16 protein-coding genes are annotated in these 18,735 nt (G+C 67.9%); 10 read left to right on the forward strand and 6 right to left on the reverse strand.

The window, feature by feature from the left end:
- Window positions 1-49 precede the first annotated feature (49 nt).
- Window positions 50-796 carry an aspartate/glutamate racemase family protein gene (locus ABFX56_RS09320; RefSeq protein WP_346232968.1) on the reverse strand — a complete coding sequence of 249 codons (747 nt, stop codon included), beginning with the start codon at window positions 794-796 and terminating at the stop codon, window positions 50-52.
- 15 nt (window positions 797-811) lie between these two features.
- On the reverse strand, window positions 812-1,504 hold the full coding sequence (locus ABFX56_RS09325) for a GntR family transcriptional regulator (RefSeq protein ID WP_346232969.1): 693 nt from the start codon (window positions 1,502-1,504) through the stop codon (window positions 812-814).
- A 283-nt stretch (window positions 1,505-1,787) separates the two neighbouring features.
- Between ABFX56_RS09325 and ABFX56_RS09330 the strand changes: the two genes are divergently transcribed.
- From ABFX56_RS09330 to ABFX56_RS09365, 8 genes are all read left to right on the forward strand, one after another.
- Complete coding sequence (locus ABFX56_RS09330) at window positions 1,788-2,957, forward strand: ABC transporter substrate-binding protein (RefSeq protein ID WP_346232970.1); 1,170 nt, start codon at window positions 1,788-1,790, stop codon at window positions 2,955-2,957.
- Window positions 2,958-2,980: 23 nt separating this feature from the next.
- Complete coding sequence (locus ABFX56_RS09335) at window positions 2,981-4,759, forward strand: ABC transporter permease (RefSeq protein ID WP_346232971.1); 1,779 nt, start codon at window positions 2,981-2,983, stop codon at window positions 4,757-4,759.
- Window positions 4,752-5,879 carry an ABC transporter ATP-binding protein gene (locus ABFX56_RS09340; RefSeq protein WP_346232972.1) on the forward strand — a complete coding sequence of 376 codons (1,128 nt, stop codon included), beginning with the start codon at window positions 4,752-4,754 and terminating at the stop codon, window positions 5,877-5,879. Before ABFX56_RS09335 ends, ABFX56_RS09340 begins: the two co-directional genes overlap by 8 nt.
- Entirely contained in the window at window positions 5,876-6,985 is a 1,110-nt protein-coding gene (locus ABFX56_RS09345; protein ID WP_346232973.1) for an isocitrate/isopropylmalate dehydrogenase family protein, read from the forward strand. The genes ABFX56_RS09340 and ABFX56_RS09345 overlap by 4 nt, the downstream gene beginning before the upstream one ends.
- Complete coding sequence (locus ABFX56_RS09350) at window positions 6,982-8,313, forward strand: Ldh family oxidoreductase (protein WP_346232974.1); 1,332 nt, start codon at window positions 6,982-6,984, stop codon at window positions 8,311-8,313. The genes ABFX56_RS09345 and ABFX56_RS09350 overlap by 4 nt, the downstream gene beginning before the upstream one ends.
- Complete coding sequence (gene acnA / locus ABFX56_RS09355) at window positions 8,306-11,020, forward strand: aconitate hydratase AcnA (protein ID WP_346232975.1); 2,715 nt, start codon at window positions 8,306-8,308, stop codon at window positions 11,018-11,020. The genes ABFX56_RS09350 and acnA overlap by 8 nt, the downstream gene beginning before the upstream one ends.
- Window positions 11,021-11,025: 5 nt before the next feature.
- Window positions 11,026-12,228, forward strand: a complete 1,203-nt coding sequence (locus ABFX56_RS09360) for an MFS transporter (RefSeq protein WP_346233186.1) — start codon at window positions 11,026-11,028, stop codon at window positions 12,226-12,228.
- Window positions 12,229-12,309: 81 nt separating this feature from the next.
- Window positions 12,310-12,750 carry a cupin domain-containing protein gene (locus tag ABFX56_RS09365; protein WP_346232976.1) on the forward strand — a complete coding sequence of 147 codons (441 nt, stop codon included), beginning with the start codon at window positions 12,310-12,312 and terminating at the stop codon, window positions 12,748-12,750.
- Between the two features lie 38 nt (window positions 12,751-12,788).
- Here ABFX56_RS09365 and ABFX56_RS09370 read toward each other — a convergent pair whose 3' ends face one another.
- The 3 genes from ABFX56_RS09370 to ABFX56_RS09380 form a co-directional block, all read right to left on the reverse strand.
- On the reverse strand, window positions 12,789-13,403 hold the full coding sequence (locus ABFX56_RS09370; RefSeq protein ID WP_346232977.1) for a PadR family transcriptional regulator: 615 nt from the start codon (window positions 13,401-13,403) through the stop codon (window positions 12,789-12,791).
- Complete coding sequence (locus ABFX56_RS09375) at window positions 13,400-14,206, reverse strand: DUF4097 family beta strand repeat-containing protein (protein ID WP_346232978.1); 807 nt, start codon at window positions 14,204-14,206, stop codon at window positions 13,400-13,402. Before ABFX56_RS09375 ends, ABFX56_RS09370 begins: the two co-directional genes overlap by 4 nt.
- 191 nt (window positions 14,207-14,397) lie before the next feature.
- Window positions 14,398-16,380 (reverse strand): TPM domain-containing protein, encoded by a 1,983-nt coding sequence (locus tag ABFX56_RS09380; protein ID WP_346232979.1) that lies wholly within the window; start codon window positions 16,378-16,380, stop codon window positions 14,398-14,400.
- A gap of 262 nt (window positions 16,381-16,642) precedes the next feature.
- Here ABFX56_RS09380 and ABFX56_RS09385 point away from each other — a divergent pair, with 262 nt between their 5' ends.
- Window positions 16,643-17,401 (forward strand): MerR family transcriptional regulator, encoded by a 759-nt coding sequence (locus tag ABFX56_RS09385; protein WP_346232980.1) that lies wholly within the window; start codon window positions 16,643-16,645, stop codon window positions 17,399-17,401.
- Window positions 17,402-17,540: 139 nt separating this feature from the next.
- Window positions 17,541-17,813 carry a DUF2277 domain-containing protein gene (locus ABFX56_RS09390; protein WP_346232981.1) on the forward strand — a complete coding sequence of 91 codons (273 nt, stop codon included), beginning with the start codon at window positions 17,541-17,543 and terminating at the stop codon, window positions 17,811-17,813.
- A gap of 114 nt (window positions 17,814-17,927) precedes the next feature.
- Here the strand turns inward: ABFX56_RS09390 and ABFX56_RS09395 are convergent, their stop codons facing one another.
- A complete protein-coding gene (locus ABFX56_RS09395) occupies window positions 17,928-18,623 on the reverse strand; it encodes a hypothetical protein (RefSeq protein WP_346232982.1) in 696 nt (231 codons plus the stop codon).
- Window positions 18,624-18,735: the final 112 nt, after the last annotated feature.

The following is an 18,735-nucleotide window of genomic DNA, read 5'->3' on the forward strand; positions in this document are numbered from 1 at the left end:
GAAAGCTATCGCCGGCGGTGCGGCGGTGTCACCGGGTACTTCGGCGATGTCACCCGGCGGGGAGGAGCCGGCTGCGGAGCAGTCGGGCGGCCGCGTCCGGCCCGGAGAACACCGGCACGCCGGCCAGCGCGGCGAGCCGTTGCGCCGCGGGCGCCAAGGAGTACTGCGCGAGCAAGACGGCGTCCGCGTCGCTGCCTCGGACGGCCGCGGCCAGGGCCTGCGCGAGCGCCTCCGGTGACCGGGCCTCGCCGGTGGCGTCCGGTGCGGCGGATGCGGCGTACGCGCCGGCCGCGAGCACTCCAGTGAAGACGGGCACTCCGGTGAAGTCGGGCGCTCCGGTGAGTTCGGGCGCGCCGGCGCGGCTGCGGAGGAACGCGGCGAACCGCTCCCGCGCATCCGCCAGCGGCACCGGCAGCGACGACACCAGCGCGATGCGCTCATGTCCGGATGCGGCGGCCGCCTCGAACGCCGCATCGTCTGCGGCGAGGATGGGAACCGGCACCGAGGCCGCCACCTCGTGCGCCACCGGCCCGTACATCGAGCAGGTGAGCAGCACCGCCGCCGCTCCGCCGTCCAGTGCGTAGCGGATGAGCCGCGTCATCCGGTCGCGCAGGTCGTCGGTGAGTCCGCCGGCTGCGATGGCCTCGGTGATCAATCGGTCGTCGACCAGGTTCCAGGCGCACGCTTCTGGGAATTCGCGCTCAAGGCCGCGCGCCGCGGGCGCGATCGCGGAGGTGACGGCACTGACCAGGGCGATGACCGGCCCGTCCCGTAGCTCCGCGGTGGTGAATGCCATCGATGCTCCGTCGTCCTAGGTCGATTGCTGTGCTGCCGTGCCCGCGAGTTCCAGCCGCGATGCTGCCTTGGCTCCGAGACTGCCGCGGATGTGCTGCAGCATCACCTCGGCCGCTCCGACGGTGTCGCCGGAGACCACGCACTCCAGCAGGTCACGGTGCTCGTCGCCCTTCGCATCCCGCTCGGCCCGACTGCGGCTGACCTGCAGCCCGACCAGGCGATAGCGGTCCGCCTTGTCCCATAGCCCGTCCAGGGTGGCGATGAGCAACTCGTTGTGCGACGCCGCGTAGATCGCCCGGTGGAACGTGCGGTGCGCGACCAGCTGCGCGACATCCGGCCGGTCCGGCAGCGGCGCCATCCCGGCCAGGGCCGCGCGCATCTGGTGGATGTCTGCCGACCCGCGACGTTCCGCGGCCAGTGACGCCGCCAACGGGTCCAGCGCCCGGCGCAGTTCAAGCAGGTCGCGGGCTTCCTCCGCGGACAGGTCGGTGACGCGGGCATCGCGGTAGGCGTCCAGCTCGACGAGGGCCTCGGAAGCGAGCCGTCGCAACGCCTCGCGCAGTGGGGTGGTGCTGATACCCAGCTCCCGGGCCAGGCTCGCCTGATTGAGCGTGGTGCCCGGACCATACTCGTGGGTCAGGATGCGATCGCGCACCAGGGCATACGCGAAATCGCTCTTGGTCTGCGTTCCGCCCGCTGCTTCGCTCACCCGACACCTCCCACCGCTATCCTATGGTGCGCACACAGGTTATAACAACGGTATCCAAGCGCGGTGTTACCGGTGCGGACGGGTCCCTTCATGAGGCTTTCGCAGTACCGTATCGCGGTAACTGTCCTGAGAATTCGGGAACTGGTTCGAGTTTTTTGTGGCCAAAACGACCTAAAGCTTGACGTCAACGGTTATAACTTGCACTATGAACTCCAGCAGCGCTGCGAGCTTCGCGGCGGTGCCCGACAGCAACACAGCCGTTTACCTTCACGAAGGAGTGACCATGGATAGTTCGTTGGTGCAGACAGGTTCGATGCGTCGTTGGCGCACCATCGCGGTGGCTTCAGCGACGGTCGTGGCGACCGTCGCGATGCTCACCGGATGCAGCGGCGGCGGGGCGGCGCCAGCGCCGAGCAACTCGGTGGCGCAGGGCGAGTTCCCCAGCTATTACCCCTCCGATTACTCCGATGTCATCGCGGCGTCCAAGAAGGAGGGCGGGACGCTCGTCATCTACTCGAACACCGACCAGGAGAACTGGGCGCCGATTCTGCGGGACTTCCAGAAGAAGTACCCGTGGGTGACCAAGATCTCCGCGGACAACCTGGACAGCGACGAGGTGTTTCAACGTCAGCTCAGTGAGATGGCCACCGGTAACGCCCCGGCCGACATGTTGGTTTCCAACGCCGTGCAGGCCTGGGCCACCTATGCCGAGAAGTCCGAGAACGTGATGCAGTACAAGTCTCCCGAGCTTCAAAAGCTCGAGGACTTCGCAGAGCTGATGCCCGGCGTCTACGCGATGTCGCTCGATCCGGTGGGGCTGGCCTACAACTCCACGCTGATCCCGGAGGATCTCAAGTCGATCGCCGACCTGGCCAAGGTGGTCTCCGCCGATCCGGCCAAGTTCAAGGGCAAGATCACCACGCGCGACGTCAACGGCGCGTTCGGTTTCACCGTGTCCAAGGCCTGGGTGGACGGCAACAAGAATGCCTGGGATACCCTCGGCAAGATCCTGCCTCAGGCTCGACCGGAGACCTCCTCCGGCACCCAGCGCGAGAAGATCCTCTCCGGTGAGTATGTCGCCGGGTTCCTGATCAGTTCTGCCGTGGCCTACCCGGCCGAGGAGCAGAGCGGCGGGCTGCTGAAGTTCGTGCTGCCCACTGACGGCACCGTGGTGCTCGGCCGCGGCATCGGCATCACCCCGAAGGCGCCGCACGTGGCCACCGCGAAGCTGTTCCTGGACTTCGTGCTCTCCGAGGAGGGCCAGAACGCCGTGGCCGAAGGCGGGCTCAGTTCCTACCGGGACAGCGTCAAGCTCACCGAGGGTCGTCACACCTTCCAGGAGGTGGAGAAGCTGGCGGGCAAGAAGGGCATCATCCAGGTGCCGTACAAGGTCGTCCCGGAGAACGAGGTGACCGCCTTCACCGACAAGTGGGACGGAATGCTGGCGAAGTAGCGTAACGAGAACCCAAGGAAATCATGGCCATTCTGACCAATGGTGGCCCCGCCACCGGCCGGCGCCCCGCGGCGCCCGGCTCCCGGTCAGCCCTGCCGGCGCCGAAGTACCCTCGGGTCTTCGGCGTCGGCCGCGGGCTCGCCTTGCAGTACGCCGTCTTCGTCATCCTGGCGCTGTTCGTCATTGCGCCGATCGTGCCGATCCTCTACCAGTCGGCGTTGGACCGGCCGCTGTACGCACCAGGCGGCCTGCTCACTTTCGACAACTACGTGCACCTGTTCACCGACGCCGGGTTCGGGCAGGTCATCGTCAACACCGCGATCTTCGCGGTGTTGACCACCGTGCTCACTCTGGTCATCGCCGTGCCGATGGCGGTGCTCGTGGTGCGCACCCGGCTGCCGTTCGGCCGGCTGCTCGGCCTGTCCATGCAGTGGCCGTTCTTCATCTCCACCCTGATCCTCGGCTTCGGCTGGATCACCCTGTATGGGCCGGCCGGTTTCATCAGCGTGCAGGTGCGGCAACTCATCGGCACCGTGCCGTGGAACCTCTACACGATCCCCGGCATGGCCGTCACCGAGGCCGTCGGACTCGCACCGATCGCGTACGTGTTCTGCGTCAACGCGCTGCACAAAGCGGATGCCTCGCTCGAGTCGGCCGCGCAGGTGTGCGGCGCCGGGCCGTTGCGCATCCTGTTCCGCGTGGTGATCCCGATGTTGCGCCCGCCGATCGTCTACAGCTCGATCCTGGTGTTCTCGATGTCGCTGGAGACGCTCAGCGTGCCGCTGCTCTACGGCACACCGGTGCGCATCGAGGTGTTCTCCACCTTCCTGTACACCAACGGACTGCAATCTATCCGGCCGAACTACGGCATCCTGGGTGCGGCTTCGACGATCATCCTCGCCGTCACGGTGCTCACCGTCGTCATCCAGGCCAAGGTGCTGAAGAACGCGCAGCGGTTCGTCTCGGTGCGCGGCAAGGCCACCCGGCCCAGGCTGCTCGAGCTGGGCTGGGTGCGCTGGGTCGCCACCGCCGTCATCATCTTCTATGTCGTCTTCGGTGCCCTGCTGCCGATGCTCGGCCTGGTGTTCCGCTCGTTCACGCTGATCTTCACGCCGCTGCAGAGCCCGTTCAAGACGCTGACCCTGGCGAACTACGAGCGGGTGTTCACCTTCGCGACCTACGTGCAGTCGATCACCAACAGCGTCGTTGTGTCGCTGATCGGCGCCGTGCTGATCAGCGGCCTGGCACTGCTCGCGGTGCTGGTGGCCCGGCGCTCCACGTTCCGGTTCGCCCGCGCGATCGAATACCTCTCCCTGGCCCCGCAGGCGATTCCCGGCATCATCGTCGGTATCGGCTTCTTCTGGGCGTTCGCGCTGATGCCAGGCGGCGGTCTGATCCAGGGCACCCTCACCGCGATCATCATCGCGTTCGGGCTGCGCGCCCTGCCCACCGGATTCGGCTCGATCGCCTCCTCGGTGATGCAAATCGCCGCCGAGCTGGACAACGGCGCCCGCACTTCCGGAGCCGACTGGCTCGGCGCGTTCTTCCGGGTGCTGCGCAAGCTGCTCGTGCCCGCGTTCGTCGGCTCGCTCATCCTCGTGTTCGTCACGATGATGAAAGAGTATTCAGCGGCGCTGTTCCTCGCCTCGGCCAACACCGGCGTCATCGGCACCACGATGCTCGAGCTGTGGGTCCAAGGCAACACCGGATCGGTGGCGGCGCTCGCCACCATCCAGATCGTCATCTCCGCGGTCTTCGTCGCGGTGGCCAGCATCTTCATGAAAGGACATCAGGATGCCTGAGGTACGCGTAGCAGGACTGTCGAAAGTCTTCGGCGACGTCCCGGTGCTGAACGACATCACCTTCACGATCGAGGACGGCGAGTTCTTCACACTGCTCGGGCCGAGCGGATGCGGCAAGTCCACGACCCTGAACTGCATCGCCGGTCTGGAAGACCCCACCAGCGGATCGATCACCGTCGGTGACACCACCTTCGTGGACACGTCGACGAAGCTCACTGTGCCCCCGGAGGAACGCAACCTCGGCATGGTGTTTCAGTCCTACGCGCTCTGGCCGCACATGACCATCGAGCAGAATCTGGCGATGCCGCTGAACATCCGCCGGGTGCCTCGCGCCGAGAAGGCGGAGCGCATCCACGACGCCTTGGACAAGGTCGGGCTGGCGCACCTGAAGAGCCGCTACCCGCACCAGCTCTCCGGCGGTCAACAGCAGCGCGTCGCTCTGGCCCGCGCACTGGTCTACTCGCCCGGCGTGCTGCTGCTGGACGAACCGCTGTCCAACCTGGATGCGAAGCTGCGCGAGCAGGCCAGGGCCTGGCTCAAGCGCCTGCAGGTGGACCTGGGCATCACGACCGTCTACGTCACCCACGACCAGGACGAGGCGCTGTCGCTCAGCGACCGGATCGCGGTGATGTTCGACGGCCAGATGGCGCAGGTCGGCACTCCGGTCGAGGTGTACCAGCATCCGGCCAGCGCCCACGTCGCCGCGTTCGTCGGCAGCTGCAACTTCCTGATCGGCCGCGTGGTGACCGCGTCGCCCACCAGTGCGGACGTGCGGCTGGACAGCTCGGGCATGATCGTCACGGTGGCGACGCCCACGCCGCTGACCGCCGGCGACGAGGTGACCGTCGCCATCCGCCCGGAACGTCTCACCATCACCCCGAAGGGCGCTTCCGTCAGCGGTGGGAACGTGCTCGACACCCAGGTGCTCACCCGCGCCTACGTCGGCTCCCGCTACGAATACGGACTCAAGCTGGGCAACATCGTCGTGCAGGTGGTGTCCGGCAACGGCGGGCTGGACGGTGACGTGCGGCTCGTGTTCAACCCAGAGGACGCGCTGGTCTACCCGGGAGCCACCATTCCGTCGCAGGAGGCCCAAGAGCTGATGACGGTGGCGCCGTGAGCGCCGTGCGGAGTTACCGGCTCGGGGTGCTGCTCGGTGACGCGATCGGCCCAGAAATCGTTCCGGTCGCCACCGCGTGCATGGATGCCGCGGTGCAGGTATCCGGCATCGCGCCGATCGTGTGGACAACCCTGCCCCTCGGTCGGGCCGCGATCGACTCGCACGGCACCCCGGTGCCGCAAGAGACACTGGAGGCGCTCGCGCTCGAAGACGCCTGGGTGCTCGGCCCGCACGACAGCGTCTCTTACCCGGAGCCGCACCGGTCGCGGCTCAACCCGAGCGGAACGCTGCGCAAACACTTCGACCTGTACGCGAACATCCGGCCCGCGAAGTCGTTCGAGGGCGGCAATGCCATCGTGCCGGGCACCGACCTGGTCATCGTGCGGGAGAACACCGAGGGGTTCTACGCCGACCGCAACACCTTCGCTGGCACCGGCGAGTTCATGCCCACCCCGGACGTCGCGATCGCGCACGGCATCGTCACCAGGGCGGCCACCCGCCGCATCGCCGTGGAGGCGTTCGAGTGGGCAATGCGCCGCAGGAAGCATGTCACGATCGTGCACAAGGCCAACGTGCTCATGCTCACCACCGGACTGTTCCGGTCGGTGTGCCGCGAGGTTGCCGCCGACTACCCGCAGGTCACCGTCGACGACTTCCACATCGATGCGATGACGGTGCACCTGCTGCGCCGCGCTAACGAGTTCGACGTCATCGTCACCGAGAACATGTTCGGCGACATCCTCTCGGACTTGACCGGGGAGATCGCCGGCTCGCTCGGCCTCGCGCCGTCGATCAACAACTCGGACACGGTGGCCATGGCACAGGCCGCCCACGGTTCGGCGCCGGACATCGCCGGCCGGAACATCGCCAACCCGATCGCGATCATCCTGTCCGGGGCGATGCTGCTGCGCTGGCTCGGCGGAAAGCACTCCGACGCGCGGATGCTGGCTGCCGCCTCCCGCATCGACGCTGCGGTGGATGCGGTGGTGCGCTCCGGAACCGCCACCGCCGACCTCGGCGGCAGTGCGACCACGAGCGGATTCGGCCAGGCCGTCATCGACGCCATCCTGGCGGCCGTGGGCACGGCCAGCGACGAGTTCCAATGACCTCATACCGGGTCCAGGCAGCGCCGCTGGCCGCACTGGGCACGCGCGTGCTCACGGCGCTCGGCGTTCCGGAGCCGGATGCGGCACTGGTGTCGGACAGCCTCGTCACCGCCAACCTGTGGGGCCACCCCTCGCACGGCATGTTGCGCCTGGGCTGGTATGCGGCGCGGCTGCGTTCGGGCGCGATGTCCGCGGTGACCGCGCCATCGTGGGCGGTCGACCGGGGCGCGCTCGCCGTGCTCGACGGACATGAAGGCGTCGGCCAGGTACTTGCGGCGACCGCGTGTGACGACGCCGCACGCCGCGCCGGGCAGCACGGAGTCGGCGTGGTGGCGGTGCGGAACAGCAACCACTTCGGCACCGCTGCGTACTGGACCCGACGGATGGCCCAGGCCGGTTGCGTAGGCATCCTCACGACGAACGGCAGCCCAGCCATGGCGCCCTGGGGCGGTCGGGAAAAAACGGTGGGGGCCAACCCGTGGTCGATCGCGGTTCCCGGCGGCGCGCGGGGGCCGGTGGTGCTCGACATCGCGAACACCGGCGTCGCCCGGGGCAAGATCTACGCGGCCGCCCAGCGTGGCGAACGCATCCCGACCGGCTGGGCCACCGACGGCGATGGCCGGCCGACCACCGACCCCGCCGCCGCCATCGACGGGCTGCTGCAACCGGCCGCAGGGCACAAAGGTTACGGCATCTCATTCATGATGGACGTGCTGTCCGGCGTGCTCACCGGCAGTTCGTTCGCCACGGCGGTGATCGGCCCGTACCTGCCCCAGGGGCGCAGCGGCTGCGGCCATCTCGCCATCGCGCTGCGCGTGGATGCCATGATCGACCCGGCCGAGTTCGAGCGGAAGCTTAGCGAGCTGATCGCCACGACGAAGGCGGTACCGCTGGCGCCCGGCTTTGACGAGGTGTTCTATCCGGGGGAGCTCGAAACCCGCGCGGAGGCCATCGGCCGGCGGGACGGCATCCTGCTGCCGGGTAAGACGATCACCGAGTTGCGGGCGCTCGCCGCGTCCTGCGGGGTGGCGTTCGACGTTGACTTGCGCCTTGAGCACCTTCCCGGCCCCCCGGAAGGACCCTTAGGCGCAACTGAGCGAACCTTTGCCGTGTTTGTGACCTTCGACATCCTGCGCTCGACGACCGACCCGCACCGGTTCCACCTCTACGAGGTGTACGCGTCCGAGTCGGCATTCCGTGAGGACCACCGCCAGGCGGCGCACTACCCGGCCTGGCGGGAGGTATCCGCGCGCTGCGTCGTGCCCGGCAGCCACGTCAACACCTATGCCGAGACGGTATCGTCCACGGAGCTGCTCGACCATGGCTGAACCATCCGCAGTACCACGGCTCGACAGCTTCGGTACCGCCGGCGAGCTGATCGTGGGCACCGAGCGCTATCGCCTCCGGCGCCTGGCCGGCCTGGCTCCAGACCACCTGCCCTACAGCATCCGAATTCTGCTCGAGAACCTGCTGCGTGCCGAGGACGGCGTGCGGGTCACCCGGGAGCAGATCGAGGCGACGCTACTCTGGGGTTCGCCGGACTCGTTCGCCACCGCGATCGACCTGTCGCCGACCAGGGTGTTCCTGCACGACACGAACGGGGTGCCGGCGCTGGTCGACCTGGCGGCGATGCGCGACGCAATGCGCACCATCGGCGGGGACCCGGCAGCCGTGAATCCGTTCCTCCCGGCCGAGCTGGTGATCGACCACTCCGTGATCGCGGACGTGTTCGGAACACCGGAGGCCGCGTCGCGCAACACCGAGATCGAGTACGAGCGCAACGCCGAGCGTTACCGGTTCCTGCGCTGGGGGCAGGGTGCGCTGCGCCAGTTCCGGGTCGTGCCGCCGGGCAAGGGCATCATGCACCAGGTGAACCTGGAGCACCTCGCCCGCGTAGTCGAGAACCGGGACGGATGGGCATTCCCGGATGTCTGCCTCGGCACCGACTCGCACACCACCATGGTGAACGGATTGGGAGTGCTCGGCTGGGGGATCGGCGGCATCGACGCGGAGGCGGCGATGCTGGGGGAGAGTTTCAACATGCTGCTGCCGGAGGTGGTCGGGTTCCGGCTTACCGGGGCGCTGCCGGCCGGTTCCACCGCCACCGATCTTGTGCTCACCATCACCGAGCTGCTGCGTCAGCACGGGGTGGTGGGCAAGTTCGTCGAGTTCCACGGCGAGGGGGTCGGCCGCATCTCCGTGCCGGACCGGGCCACCATCGCGAACATGAGTCCCGAGTTCGGGTCGACCTGCTCCTACTTCCCCATCGACGACGAGACGCTGCGCTACCTGCGGCTCACCGGCCGCCCCGCCCAGCGGGTCGACATGGTGGAGGCGTACGCGAAGGAACAAGGCCTGTGGCACCGGCCCGACGCATCCGCGGCCTACACCGAGGACATCGAGCTGGACCTCGGCACGGTCCGGCCGTCGCTGGCCGGCCCGCGGCGCCCGCAGGACCGGGTGCCGCTGGATCGGGCACAGCCGGCGTTCCGCGCCGCGCTTGCCGAGACCCAAAAGTTGCCGCTCCGGTCAACTGTGCCCGTTGCGCCGGCCACAACTAGCCGGAACGGGAACTCTCGGGTCACTCTGGGCGGCGAGGAGCACGAGCTGGCACCCGGCGCCGTCGCGATCGCCGCCATCACCTCCTGCACGAACACGTCCAACCCCACGGTGATGGTGACCGCCGGCCTCCTCGCGCGCAAAGCGGCCAGGCTGGGTCTGACCAGCAAACCGTGGGTGAAGACCACGCTGTCCCCAGGTTCCCGGGTGGTCACCGACTACCTCGACGCCGCCGGCCTGACCGGCGACCTGGCGCGGCTCGGCTTCCACCTCGCCGGCTACGGCTGCATGACCTGCATCGGCGCATCCGGCCCGCTGATCACCGAGGTGCAGGACGCGGTGCGCGGCGAGGGCCTCACGGTGGTATCGGTGCTCTCCGGCAACCGCAACTTCCAGGGCCGGATCAACCCGGATGTTCGCATGAACTACCTGGCGTCACCGCCGCTGGTCGTGGCGTACGCTCTGGCCGGCACGATGGACATCGACCTGGTCAACGACCCGCTCGGCCACGCCCCGGGTGGCGCCCCGGTGTTCCTGCGCGACCTCTGGCCGGCCGGCCAGGAGGTCGATGCCATCGTCGGCTCCGCCATCGACCCCCAGATGTTTGCCCGCGCCTACGCCGACATCTTCGACGGCGACGACCGCTGGACCGGCCTGGACGCGCCCACCGGTGCCACGTTCGACTGGGACGAGACCAGCAACTACCTACGTCCACCGCCGTTCTTCGAGGCGATGCGCGCCGAGCCCGAACTGCTCACCGACATCCGCGGCGCACGAGTGCTGGTGTCGCTCGGCGACTCCGTCACCACCGATCACATCAGCCCCGCCGGCGCGATCCCGGCCGCCAGCGCGGCGGGGCGATACCTGACCGACCGTGGCGTCGAGCGGTTCCAGCTCAACACTTACGCCTCCCGGCGTGGCAACCACGAGGTGATGATGCGCGGCACCTTCGCCAACGGGCAGCTGCGCAACAAACTCGTGCCGGAGGTGGAGGGCGGCGTCACCGCCAGTTTCGCCGAGGCCGGCCAGGTGCGCACCATCTTCGAAGCAGCCCGCGCCTATCGCGATGCCGGCACCCCGCTGCTGGTGCTCGGCGGCGCGCAATTCGGCAGCGGATCCTCCCGCGACTGGGCCGCGAAGGGACCGGCACTACTCGGTGTGCGGGTCGTGCTCGCGGAGTCCTTCGAACGGATCCATCGCTCCAACCTCATCGGCATGGGCGTGCTACCGCTGCAATACCGGCCGGGGGAGAGCACCGAGCGTCTCGGGCTCACCGGGAGCGAAACGTTCGACATCCTCGGCCTGGACCGGCTCACCGACGCCGCCGGGACCGAGGTCACGATCCGCGCCGACGGTACCGAATTCCGCGCCATCGTGCGGCTGGACACCGCCCGCGAGCGAGAGATCTACCGGCACGGCGGTGTCCTGAAACTGGTGCTGCGCAAGGTGCAGGCGGCGGGCCAGGGCGCGGCGTGACCCGGATGCGGCCCACCGGGCGCGGCGCCCTCCTTCTGGTGCTGGGGCACGCCGTGCTCATCCAGGTGATCACCTATGCGGCACGGCCGGCACTGTCGTACGCGGTTCTCGACGCCGGCGGCGCTCCGGCCCTGCTCGGCATCGTGTCTGCGGCGTTCGCGGTGCCGGCGCTGCTGCTCGCGCTACCCGCCGGCCACGCGGTCGACCGCCTCGGCGAACGACCATCCCTGGTGTTCGGGTCGGTCGCGGTCATCGCGGCGGCCGGCTGCGCGGCACTGGCGGGCTCGGTCATCTGGCTGATCTTCCTCGCCACCGTGCTGCTGGGCATCGGTCACCTGCTGTCGGTGATCGGAGAACAGGCGCTGCTCGCCAACAACCCTGGTGCCGGCAGTGCCGACTCGCTGTTCGGGCTCTACGCGTTCGCCGCGGCCCTCGGACAGACGCTCGGGCCGTTGCTGCTGACGCTGCCCGGCGGCACGGTATCCACCCCGCCGCTCACGCTCGTGTTCATCGTGTGTGCGGGCATCGGCGCGGTGATGCTCGCGGTGTCGTTGTTCATGAAAAGCACCGTGCGGATGCGATCCGGCGACCGGGTCGGGATGCTGCGCACCGCCGGTGTGCTGCTGCGCATCCCGGGGCTGGCGAAAGCACTGCTCGCCAGCGCGATCGTGCTGTCTTCTGTGGACCTCTTCCTGGCCTACATTCCGGCTCTCGGCCACGAGCGCGGCCTTACCGCCGTGATCGTGGGCACCATGCTGGCGGTGCGGTCGATGTTCTCGATGATTTCCCGGTTCTTCCTCGGCAGGATGGTGCGGTGGCTGGGCCGCCGCGCCCTGCTGGTCTGGTCCATCGCCTTCTCCGCGATCGGAGTGGGCGCCATGGCACTCCCGCTGGTCGGCGGCTGGCTCATCGGCATGGCCGCGCTGTACGGATTCGCGATCGGCACCTGCCAGCCGATCACCATGTCCTGGATCTCGGAGCTGGCGCCGTCCGGTTCCCGCGGCCTCGCCATGTCGTTGCGGTTGGCCAGCAACCGGCTCGGCCAAACCGTGGTGCCCGCCCTGCTCGGCGGGTTCGCCGCCGCCACCGGAGCCGCCGGTGTGCTGGTGATCACCGGTGCCACGCTCGCCGTAGCGGTATGGCCGGGCGCCGCTGTGCGGGATACGGAGAAGCCCGGTGACCCGACCATCGCCCCCGCCGTGGACTGACAACGCCGGACCAGAGAACGCCGACCAGAGAACACCGACCAGAATCACCGCCCGAAACACCGATCAGAAACGAGGATCACCATGCCAGACGACACCGAGGCGGCAGCTCCCCTCCCCGCTGCCTCGATCATCCTGCATCCGGCAACGCTGCCCGCCCTCGACCGCGGGTCCGGTGTCTCCACCGTGCCGCTGGTCACCGGCGGCCGTGGCGCCGCAACCTTCCTCAGTGGGGTCACCAGCTTCCAGCCCGGAGCGGCGCTGCCGCTGCACCGCCACAATTGCCTGGAAAGCGTGGTGATCCTGGCGGGCGAGGCGGTGGTGGACATCGCCGGCGTCGAGACCGCGCTCGTCGCCGGCGACACCACCATCGTGCCCGCGGAGGTGCCGCACCGTTTCCGCAACGCATCCGGCAGCCAGCGGATGCGCATCCTCTGGATCTACGGATCCATCGACGCGACCCGCACCATCCTGGCCACCGGGGTCACCACTCGCATCGATACCGAGCAGGCCGCGCTGCGCTGACCCGGCCTGGCTCGCGCATCACTGAGTGGCAGGCGTCATCAACCGCGCAGGCCCTCCCGCACCGCCGTCAGCTGGTCCTTGAGCTCGGCGACCGTCTCCTTGGACACCTGCCCACGCGCGGCCAGCGTGCGCAGGTCGGCGCGCACCTGGTGCCGAAATTCGTTGATCACCAGCTCGGCGGCGCGCAACTGCTCGTTGCTCACCTCGCGCGTGGTGTCGGTGTGCACGGTGTGCTCGCTGCGACCGGGCTGGTGCGTCTCGCGGCGTGCCTCGCGGGCGGATGCCGCCAGGTCGGCCCGCAGGCTGCGCATCGCGGAGTTGACGCTGGAGCGCACTTCGTCCGCCAGGCGCCGCACCGAGTCGGTCACGTCGCTTTCGATGCCGTCCAGCTCCGACTGGCGCTCGTCCAGCTCAGCCTTGCCGGCATCCGTGATCGCGTAGACCGTCTTGCGCCCGTCCGTGGTCTTGGCGACGAGGCCCTCGTCCTCGAGTTTCGCCAGCCGCGGGTAGATCGTGCCGGCGCTCGGGATGTAGGTGCCGCCGAAGCGCTTCTCCAGCGCCTGGATCAGCTCGTAGCCGTGCATGGGTTCGGTAGCCAGCAGGCTCAGTAGGTACAGCCGCAGGTGGCCGTGCGCGAAAACCGGGGCCTTCATGCCGACACCTCCGCTCCGTGCAGCACCGAGATGTTTCCAGAAACGGTGCTGGCGTTGAAGTCGAGCCAGCGGCCGTCGAGTTCGCCGAACTTGCCGGTGTACTGGCCGCGGATACCGCGGATCTCCGAGTCGTCCAGCTGCAGTCGGCCCGCGATCGTGTTCACGCGGTACTGAGCGGCCACACCGGCGGCCAGTCGCACGGTGACGTTGCCGGATACGCTCTTCACCCGTACCTCCTCGGGAGTGCCGGTGACGTCGAGGAAGACTTCGCCGGACACCGCATCCGAATGGAAACGCTTTATCTCGCCGCTCACGGTCACGTCGCCGCTGACCGTGTGGGAGACGATGTTGCCGCGGTGGCCGCGCACCGCGACCTCGCCGTTGACCGCGTTGAGGTCGAGATCTGCGGCGACATCATCGATCACCAGGTCGCCGGACACCGTGCTGATCTTGGCGTTCTTGGTCAGTCCACTGATCAGACCCTTCGCCGAGATCACGCCGAATTTCAGCGCGACGTCCCTGGGCACCATGATGCTGACATCCGCCCGCGCCGTGCCACGGAACGACATGAACACGTCGATGAAGTTGTCCCAGCTCAGCTGCGGGTGGTCGATTTCCAGCGTGTCGCCGTCCAGGGTGACTTTCAGCGGCTTGCCGTCCACCGAATGCACCTCGACCCTGGCGCCGGGCTCGTCGTGCCCGATCACGTCCACCTGGCCGCCGATCATGGCGATCTTCAGGTTGCGGACCGATTCGATGTCGATGGTTTTCTCACCGTCGATCATCCATTTTTCCTGTGCCATTTGTGTCTCCTTGGGGGATTACGTCTCGCTGTGCATCCGACCGGATGCCGATCGCGATATATCGCGTTTACGTCGGATTCACGATATATCGCGTCTGTGCCCCGCGCAACCCTTTCCCAGCGGACTGGCATCCTTCGGGATGTGCGGCCCGCGTGGTCAGAGCCTGCGCTCGCCGCCCCTGCACTGAGGGTCTAGAACCGGCCACCGCTGCTGCGCCGGCCACCTGAAACGCCTCGCGACCCGCCGCCGAAACCTCCGCCCGAAAACCCTCCGCCGCCAAATCCGCCGCCGCCTCCGAACATGCCGCCACCGCGCCTGCCGCCTCCGAACATGCCGCCACCACGTCCGCCGCCACTGAGCATTCCGCCGATAATGCCGCCGAGGATCGCACCGCCGATGTCCGCTCCGATATTGCCGCGGCCGTACCCGCCCCCCATGCCGCCCAGGCCGGGAATGGAGTACTGCTGCAGGTCGTCCTGCGCGCTGGCGAGAGCGTTTTGCGCGAGGTTCGCCGCGGCCCGGGCCTGCGAAAGCGAGGTGACCGGGTCGCTTGTGGCCACCGCGACCGCACCGTCCAAGTGGCGCATCGCCTCGGACAGGCGCGTGCGCGCGGTGTCGCCGATCCCGCCGCGCCTGGTCGTGATGAAGTCGTGTGCTGCCGAGATCTCTGCGCGTGCGTTGAAGATCGCCTGGTCGAGGGCTGCGGATGCCCGGCGCACCTTCTCCTGCTCCTCCCGCACGGAGGCGAGCGCGGCATCCAGCTGGGCGTTCGCCTTCTGCAAAGTGGTGAGGCCGGCTATCGGGTTGTCTCCGGCTGCGGCCGCCGTGACCGCCGCCTCTGCCGCCGCGATCGCCGACGCCAACCGGGGATCGCCCTCCGGGAGGGCGCGAGCCGCGGCGAGATCCTGCTCGGTATCGCTGACCACGGTGCCGAGTGCGGCATGCGCCTTACCGAGGTCGGCGGCCACGCGGTCGACGGCGTCAAGCAACTGGGTCACCTGACCGACCGCGGCTTGAGCGGCCCGGACGGCGACGGCGGCCCGGCCGGCTTGTCCGGCGTCGAGCGCCTGGTCGGCTTCGGAAGCGCTGGTGGTCACGAAGGCCAGGAGGTCAGAAGCCTGCTTCGAATTGCCGGCAACCGGCGCCGCCGCCGCGGCCGAATACTCCTGTTCGAGGCTCGCGAGTGTTCTGGTGGCATCCGCCAATCGGGAGCTGGCGTTGCCGGCGGCGGCCCGCACCGTCACCAGTTGCTCGGGTGCCGTCTTCTCGAGCGCACGGAGATCATCGAACGCGTCAGCTTGGGCGTCGAGTTCTGCGTCTGCGGCTTCCGCCAGTTCCACGATCTTCAGCGTCATCGCTCGACGTTCATCCGCCGACTCGGGAAAAGCGTCATCGAGTTTCTGGCGCAACTCGAAGGCCGTGCGGGCCTTCTCCTTGGCTTCTGCGAGCGCTGCGACGAACGGCTTCGCCGCCTCATCCCCGAATTGGGCGACTGCGAAGCCGAGTTCCTGTTCGCTCGTCCTGATCTCGTCGTCGAGTTGTACGAGCAGGATGCCGGCACGCTGGTCCAATTGCTTCTGGCTCAGTTTCTGGGCCGCGACCGAGCGACTCCTGCGCACCCGCGAGCGGATCAAGAGCGCCAGAGCGACGATCACGATGACACCGAGGATCACCCAGACCCACGGGAAGCCGGGAGCGGTGATCTTCTCACGCAGGCCGTCGGCGGCGGCGATGGCTGCCCCGGCCCAGTCGTTTGCCCTCAGACGCGGCTCGATGAGTTTGCTCTCGATCTCTCTTGTCTCGGTCTCGCTCAGCTTGAAGCCGTTCGGATAGGAGAGCTGGTAGTTGCGGTCCTCGACCGCAACCGCCAGGAGGACGTCGCCGTTGCCGAGGTCGTTGAGCTCGGCCGTCGCATCCGCCCACGACTGCCCCGGCGACACCCCATCGAACGAGTCGACATAGACGACGAACAGTTGCACGTTCGTGTCGGCGGTCAGCCGGTTGAGCGCGTCGGTGATTTCCGCCTGTTGCCCTTCGACGGCCCCCGCAGCATCGACAACGTAGGCCCCTCCGAGATCGACCGGAGGTTCCGCGATCGCGGCCGCCGGCGCCCCAAGGGCGATGGCCGCTCCCAGCGCGGCCGCTGCCCACGGCATCAGCTTCGAGCGTTGCATGGGTGACCCTTTCGCCAGTCCAACGTGAGCCAGATTCTAGCCATCGGTTCCGAACGCCGGCTTCCATTATTCAGGAGCATGTGTGACCGCAGCGACCAATGCGACGGATGTTGATCCCAGTAGCCATAATCCGTCACCTTGGCCACACGCCCTCCTGAATGATGAAAGCGGATGCCGGCGTCAGAATGGCTTGACATTGACGCAGCGTCAACTTGTAACGTGATTCTTGAGCCCGGTAAGAGCCAGGACGAAGGGAGAGCGAATGGAGTGGTCGATTCACGAGATCGCACGGCTGTCCGGCACCACGAGCCGCACCCTGCGTCACTATGACGACATCAAACTGCTGGCGCCCAGCCGCGTGGGCAGCAACGGCTACCGCTTCTACGACGAGGCGGCGCTGGCCAGGCTACAGCGCATCCTGCTGCTCAAGGAACTGGGCCTCGGCCTGCCCGCGATCGCCGAGGTGCTCGCCGGACAGACGGCGCACGCGGACGCACTCAGCACGCACCTGGAGTGGCTGCACCAAGAGAAGGAACGGCTCGACCGACAGATCGCCGCCGTCGAGTCGACAATCGGCAAGTTAAAAGGAGGAGGCCAGCTCATGGCAGAGGAGATGTTCGACGGATTCGATCACACCCAGTATCGGGAGGAGGTCGAGGAGCGCTGGGGCAAAGACGCCTACGCGACCAGCGACAACTGGTGGCGGTCCATGACCGATGCCGAAAAGAAGCAGTGGCGGCAGCGCCAACAGCAACTTGGCGCCGACTGGATCAAGGCGGCGAAGGCGCGGATCGACCCCGCCAGCGACGAGGCACAGGCCCTCGCGCAACGGCAATTCGACTGGCTGCGCGGCATCCCCGGTACTCCTGGCGGCGGCGCCTCGGGACCGACGAAGGAATACTTCGTGGGGCTGGCCGAGATGTACGTGGCCGACGAGCGGTTCGCCGCCAACTACGGCGGTGCGGAGGGTGCCACCTTCGTCCGCGACGCGATGACGGCCTACGCCGACCGCAACCTGTAACTGTTCCCGTTCCGGCTAAGTGTGCCCGGCGGAACGGGAACAGTTAGCCGCGACGGGAACTATTGCCCGGCTCAACCTCCCCGCCCGAAACGGCCGGCGAGGGTTCACCTGCAAGCGACGAACGGGTACCCTCGTTGCCATGTGCAGGAACATCCATACACTCCACAATTTCGAGCCAGCCGCAACCGACGACGAGGTTCACGCAGCGGCCTTGCAATTCGTCCGCAAGATCAGCGGTTCAACCAAGCCGTCGAAGGCCAATGCAGAGGCGTTCAACCGCGCGGTGGATGAGATCGCTCACATTTCGCGGCACCTCCTGGAGGACCTGGTGAGCTCCGCTCCTCCGAAGAATCGCGAGGTTGAGGCGGAAAAGGCAAAGGCTCGCTCCGCCAAGAGGTTTGCCGCCGCCTGAGCAATCGCTCAGCCGGGTGAGCGCCGACCGCAACCTGTAACTGTTCCCGTTCCGGCTGATTGTGCCCCGCGCAACAGGAACAGTTAGCCGGAACGGGAACAATTGGGCCTGCTGTCAGGCGGTCAGCGACTCCGCGGCGCGGGCGGCGCGGGCATCCGACGCCGCCGCCGAAGTCCAGACGGCCAGCGGGCTGCGCCACACCGTCACCGCGAGCGCGCCCAGCGTGCCGACATAGAGCAGGCCGGAGGCGAGGGTCGCCCATTCGGTGATGCCGCTGCCGACGAACTCGACGACGAGCCACACCCAGATCGCGTAGGGCACCCAGCGGGGTCCGACCTTGGCGCGCAGCAGAGCGACGCCGAGGAGCAGCATGCCGAGCACGGTGCCGGCGGTGCCGCACATCATCAGGATCGTCAGCGGCAGCGGCAGCCCCCCGTCGATCAGGCCCGCGTAAACGCCGTGGTTCGCGGTGTCCGCGGCCATCGCCAGCTGGAGCAGCTGGGTGCCGCCGAAGACGGCGTGGCCGAATCCTCCGATCACCGCGATCGTGCCACCGATGATCGCGATGATCGGGGCACGGATGCCCGCCAGGTGGGCGAGGCCAAGCACGGCGATGATGAACGGCAGCTGCGCGATCACGAAAGCGGCTGCCGAGATGGAAGCGGTGCTGCCTGCTGCGTCGATCGTCTTCAGGAACGTGACAGTGGAGGCGGAAAAGGCGGGCATCAGCGCGATGGCGACGACGCTCAGCACCGCGTTGAGAACGAGGCTGATTGCGGCCGCGGCGCGAACGTAGCGGGCAGTGATCATGTGTTGCTCCTTCGGTTGATGGTCGCGATGGCGACCTGCAGTCGACGCTAGGGAGAGTGCCGGGTGTGCGTCATCAGCCGGAAGGTGACAGGTCGGTCAACCGTGGGCTGAT

This window comes from Parafrigoribacterium mesophilum, from assembly GCF_039652555.1.
In the GTDB taxonomy this organism is placed as follows: Bacteria; Actinomycetota; Actinomycetes; order Actinomycetales; family Microbacteriaceae; genus Parafrigoribacterium; species Parafrigoribacterium mesophilum.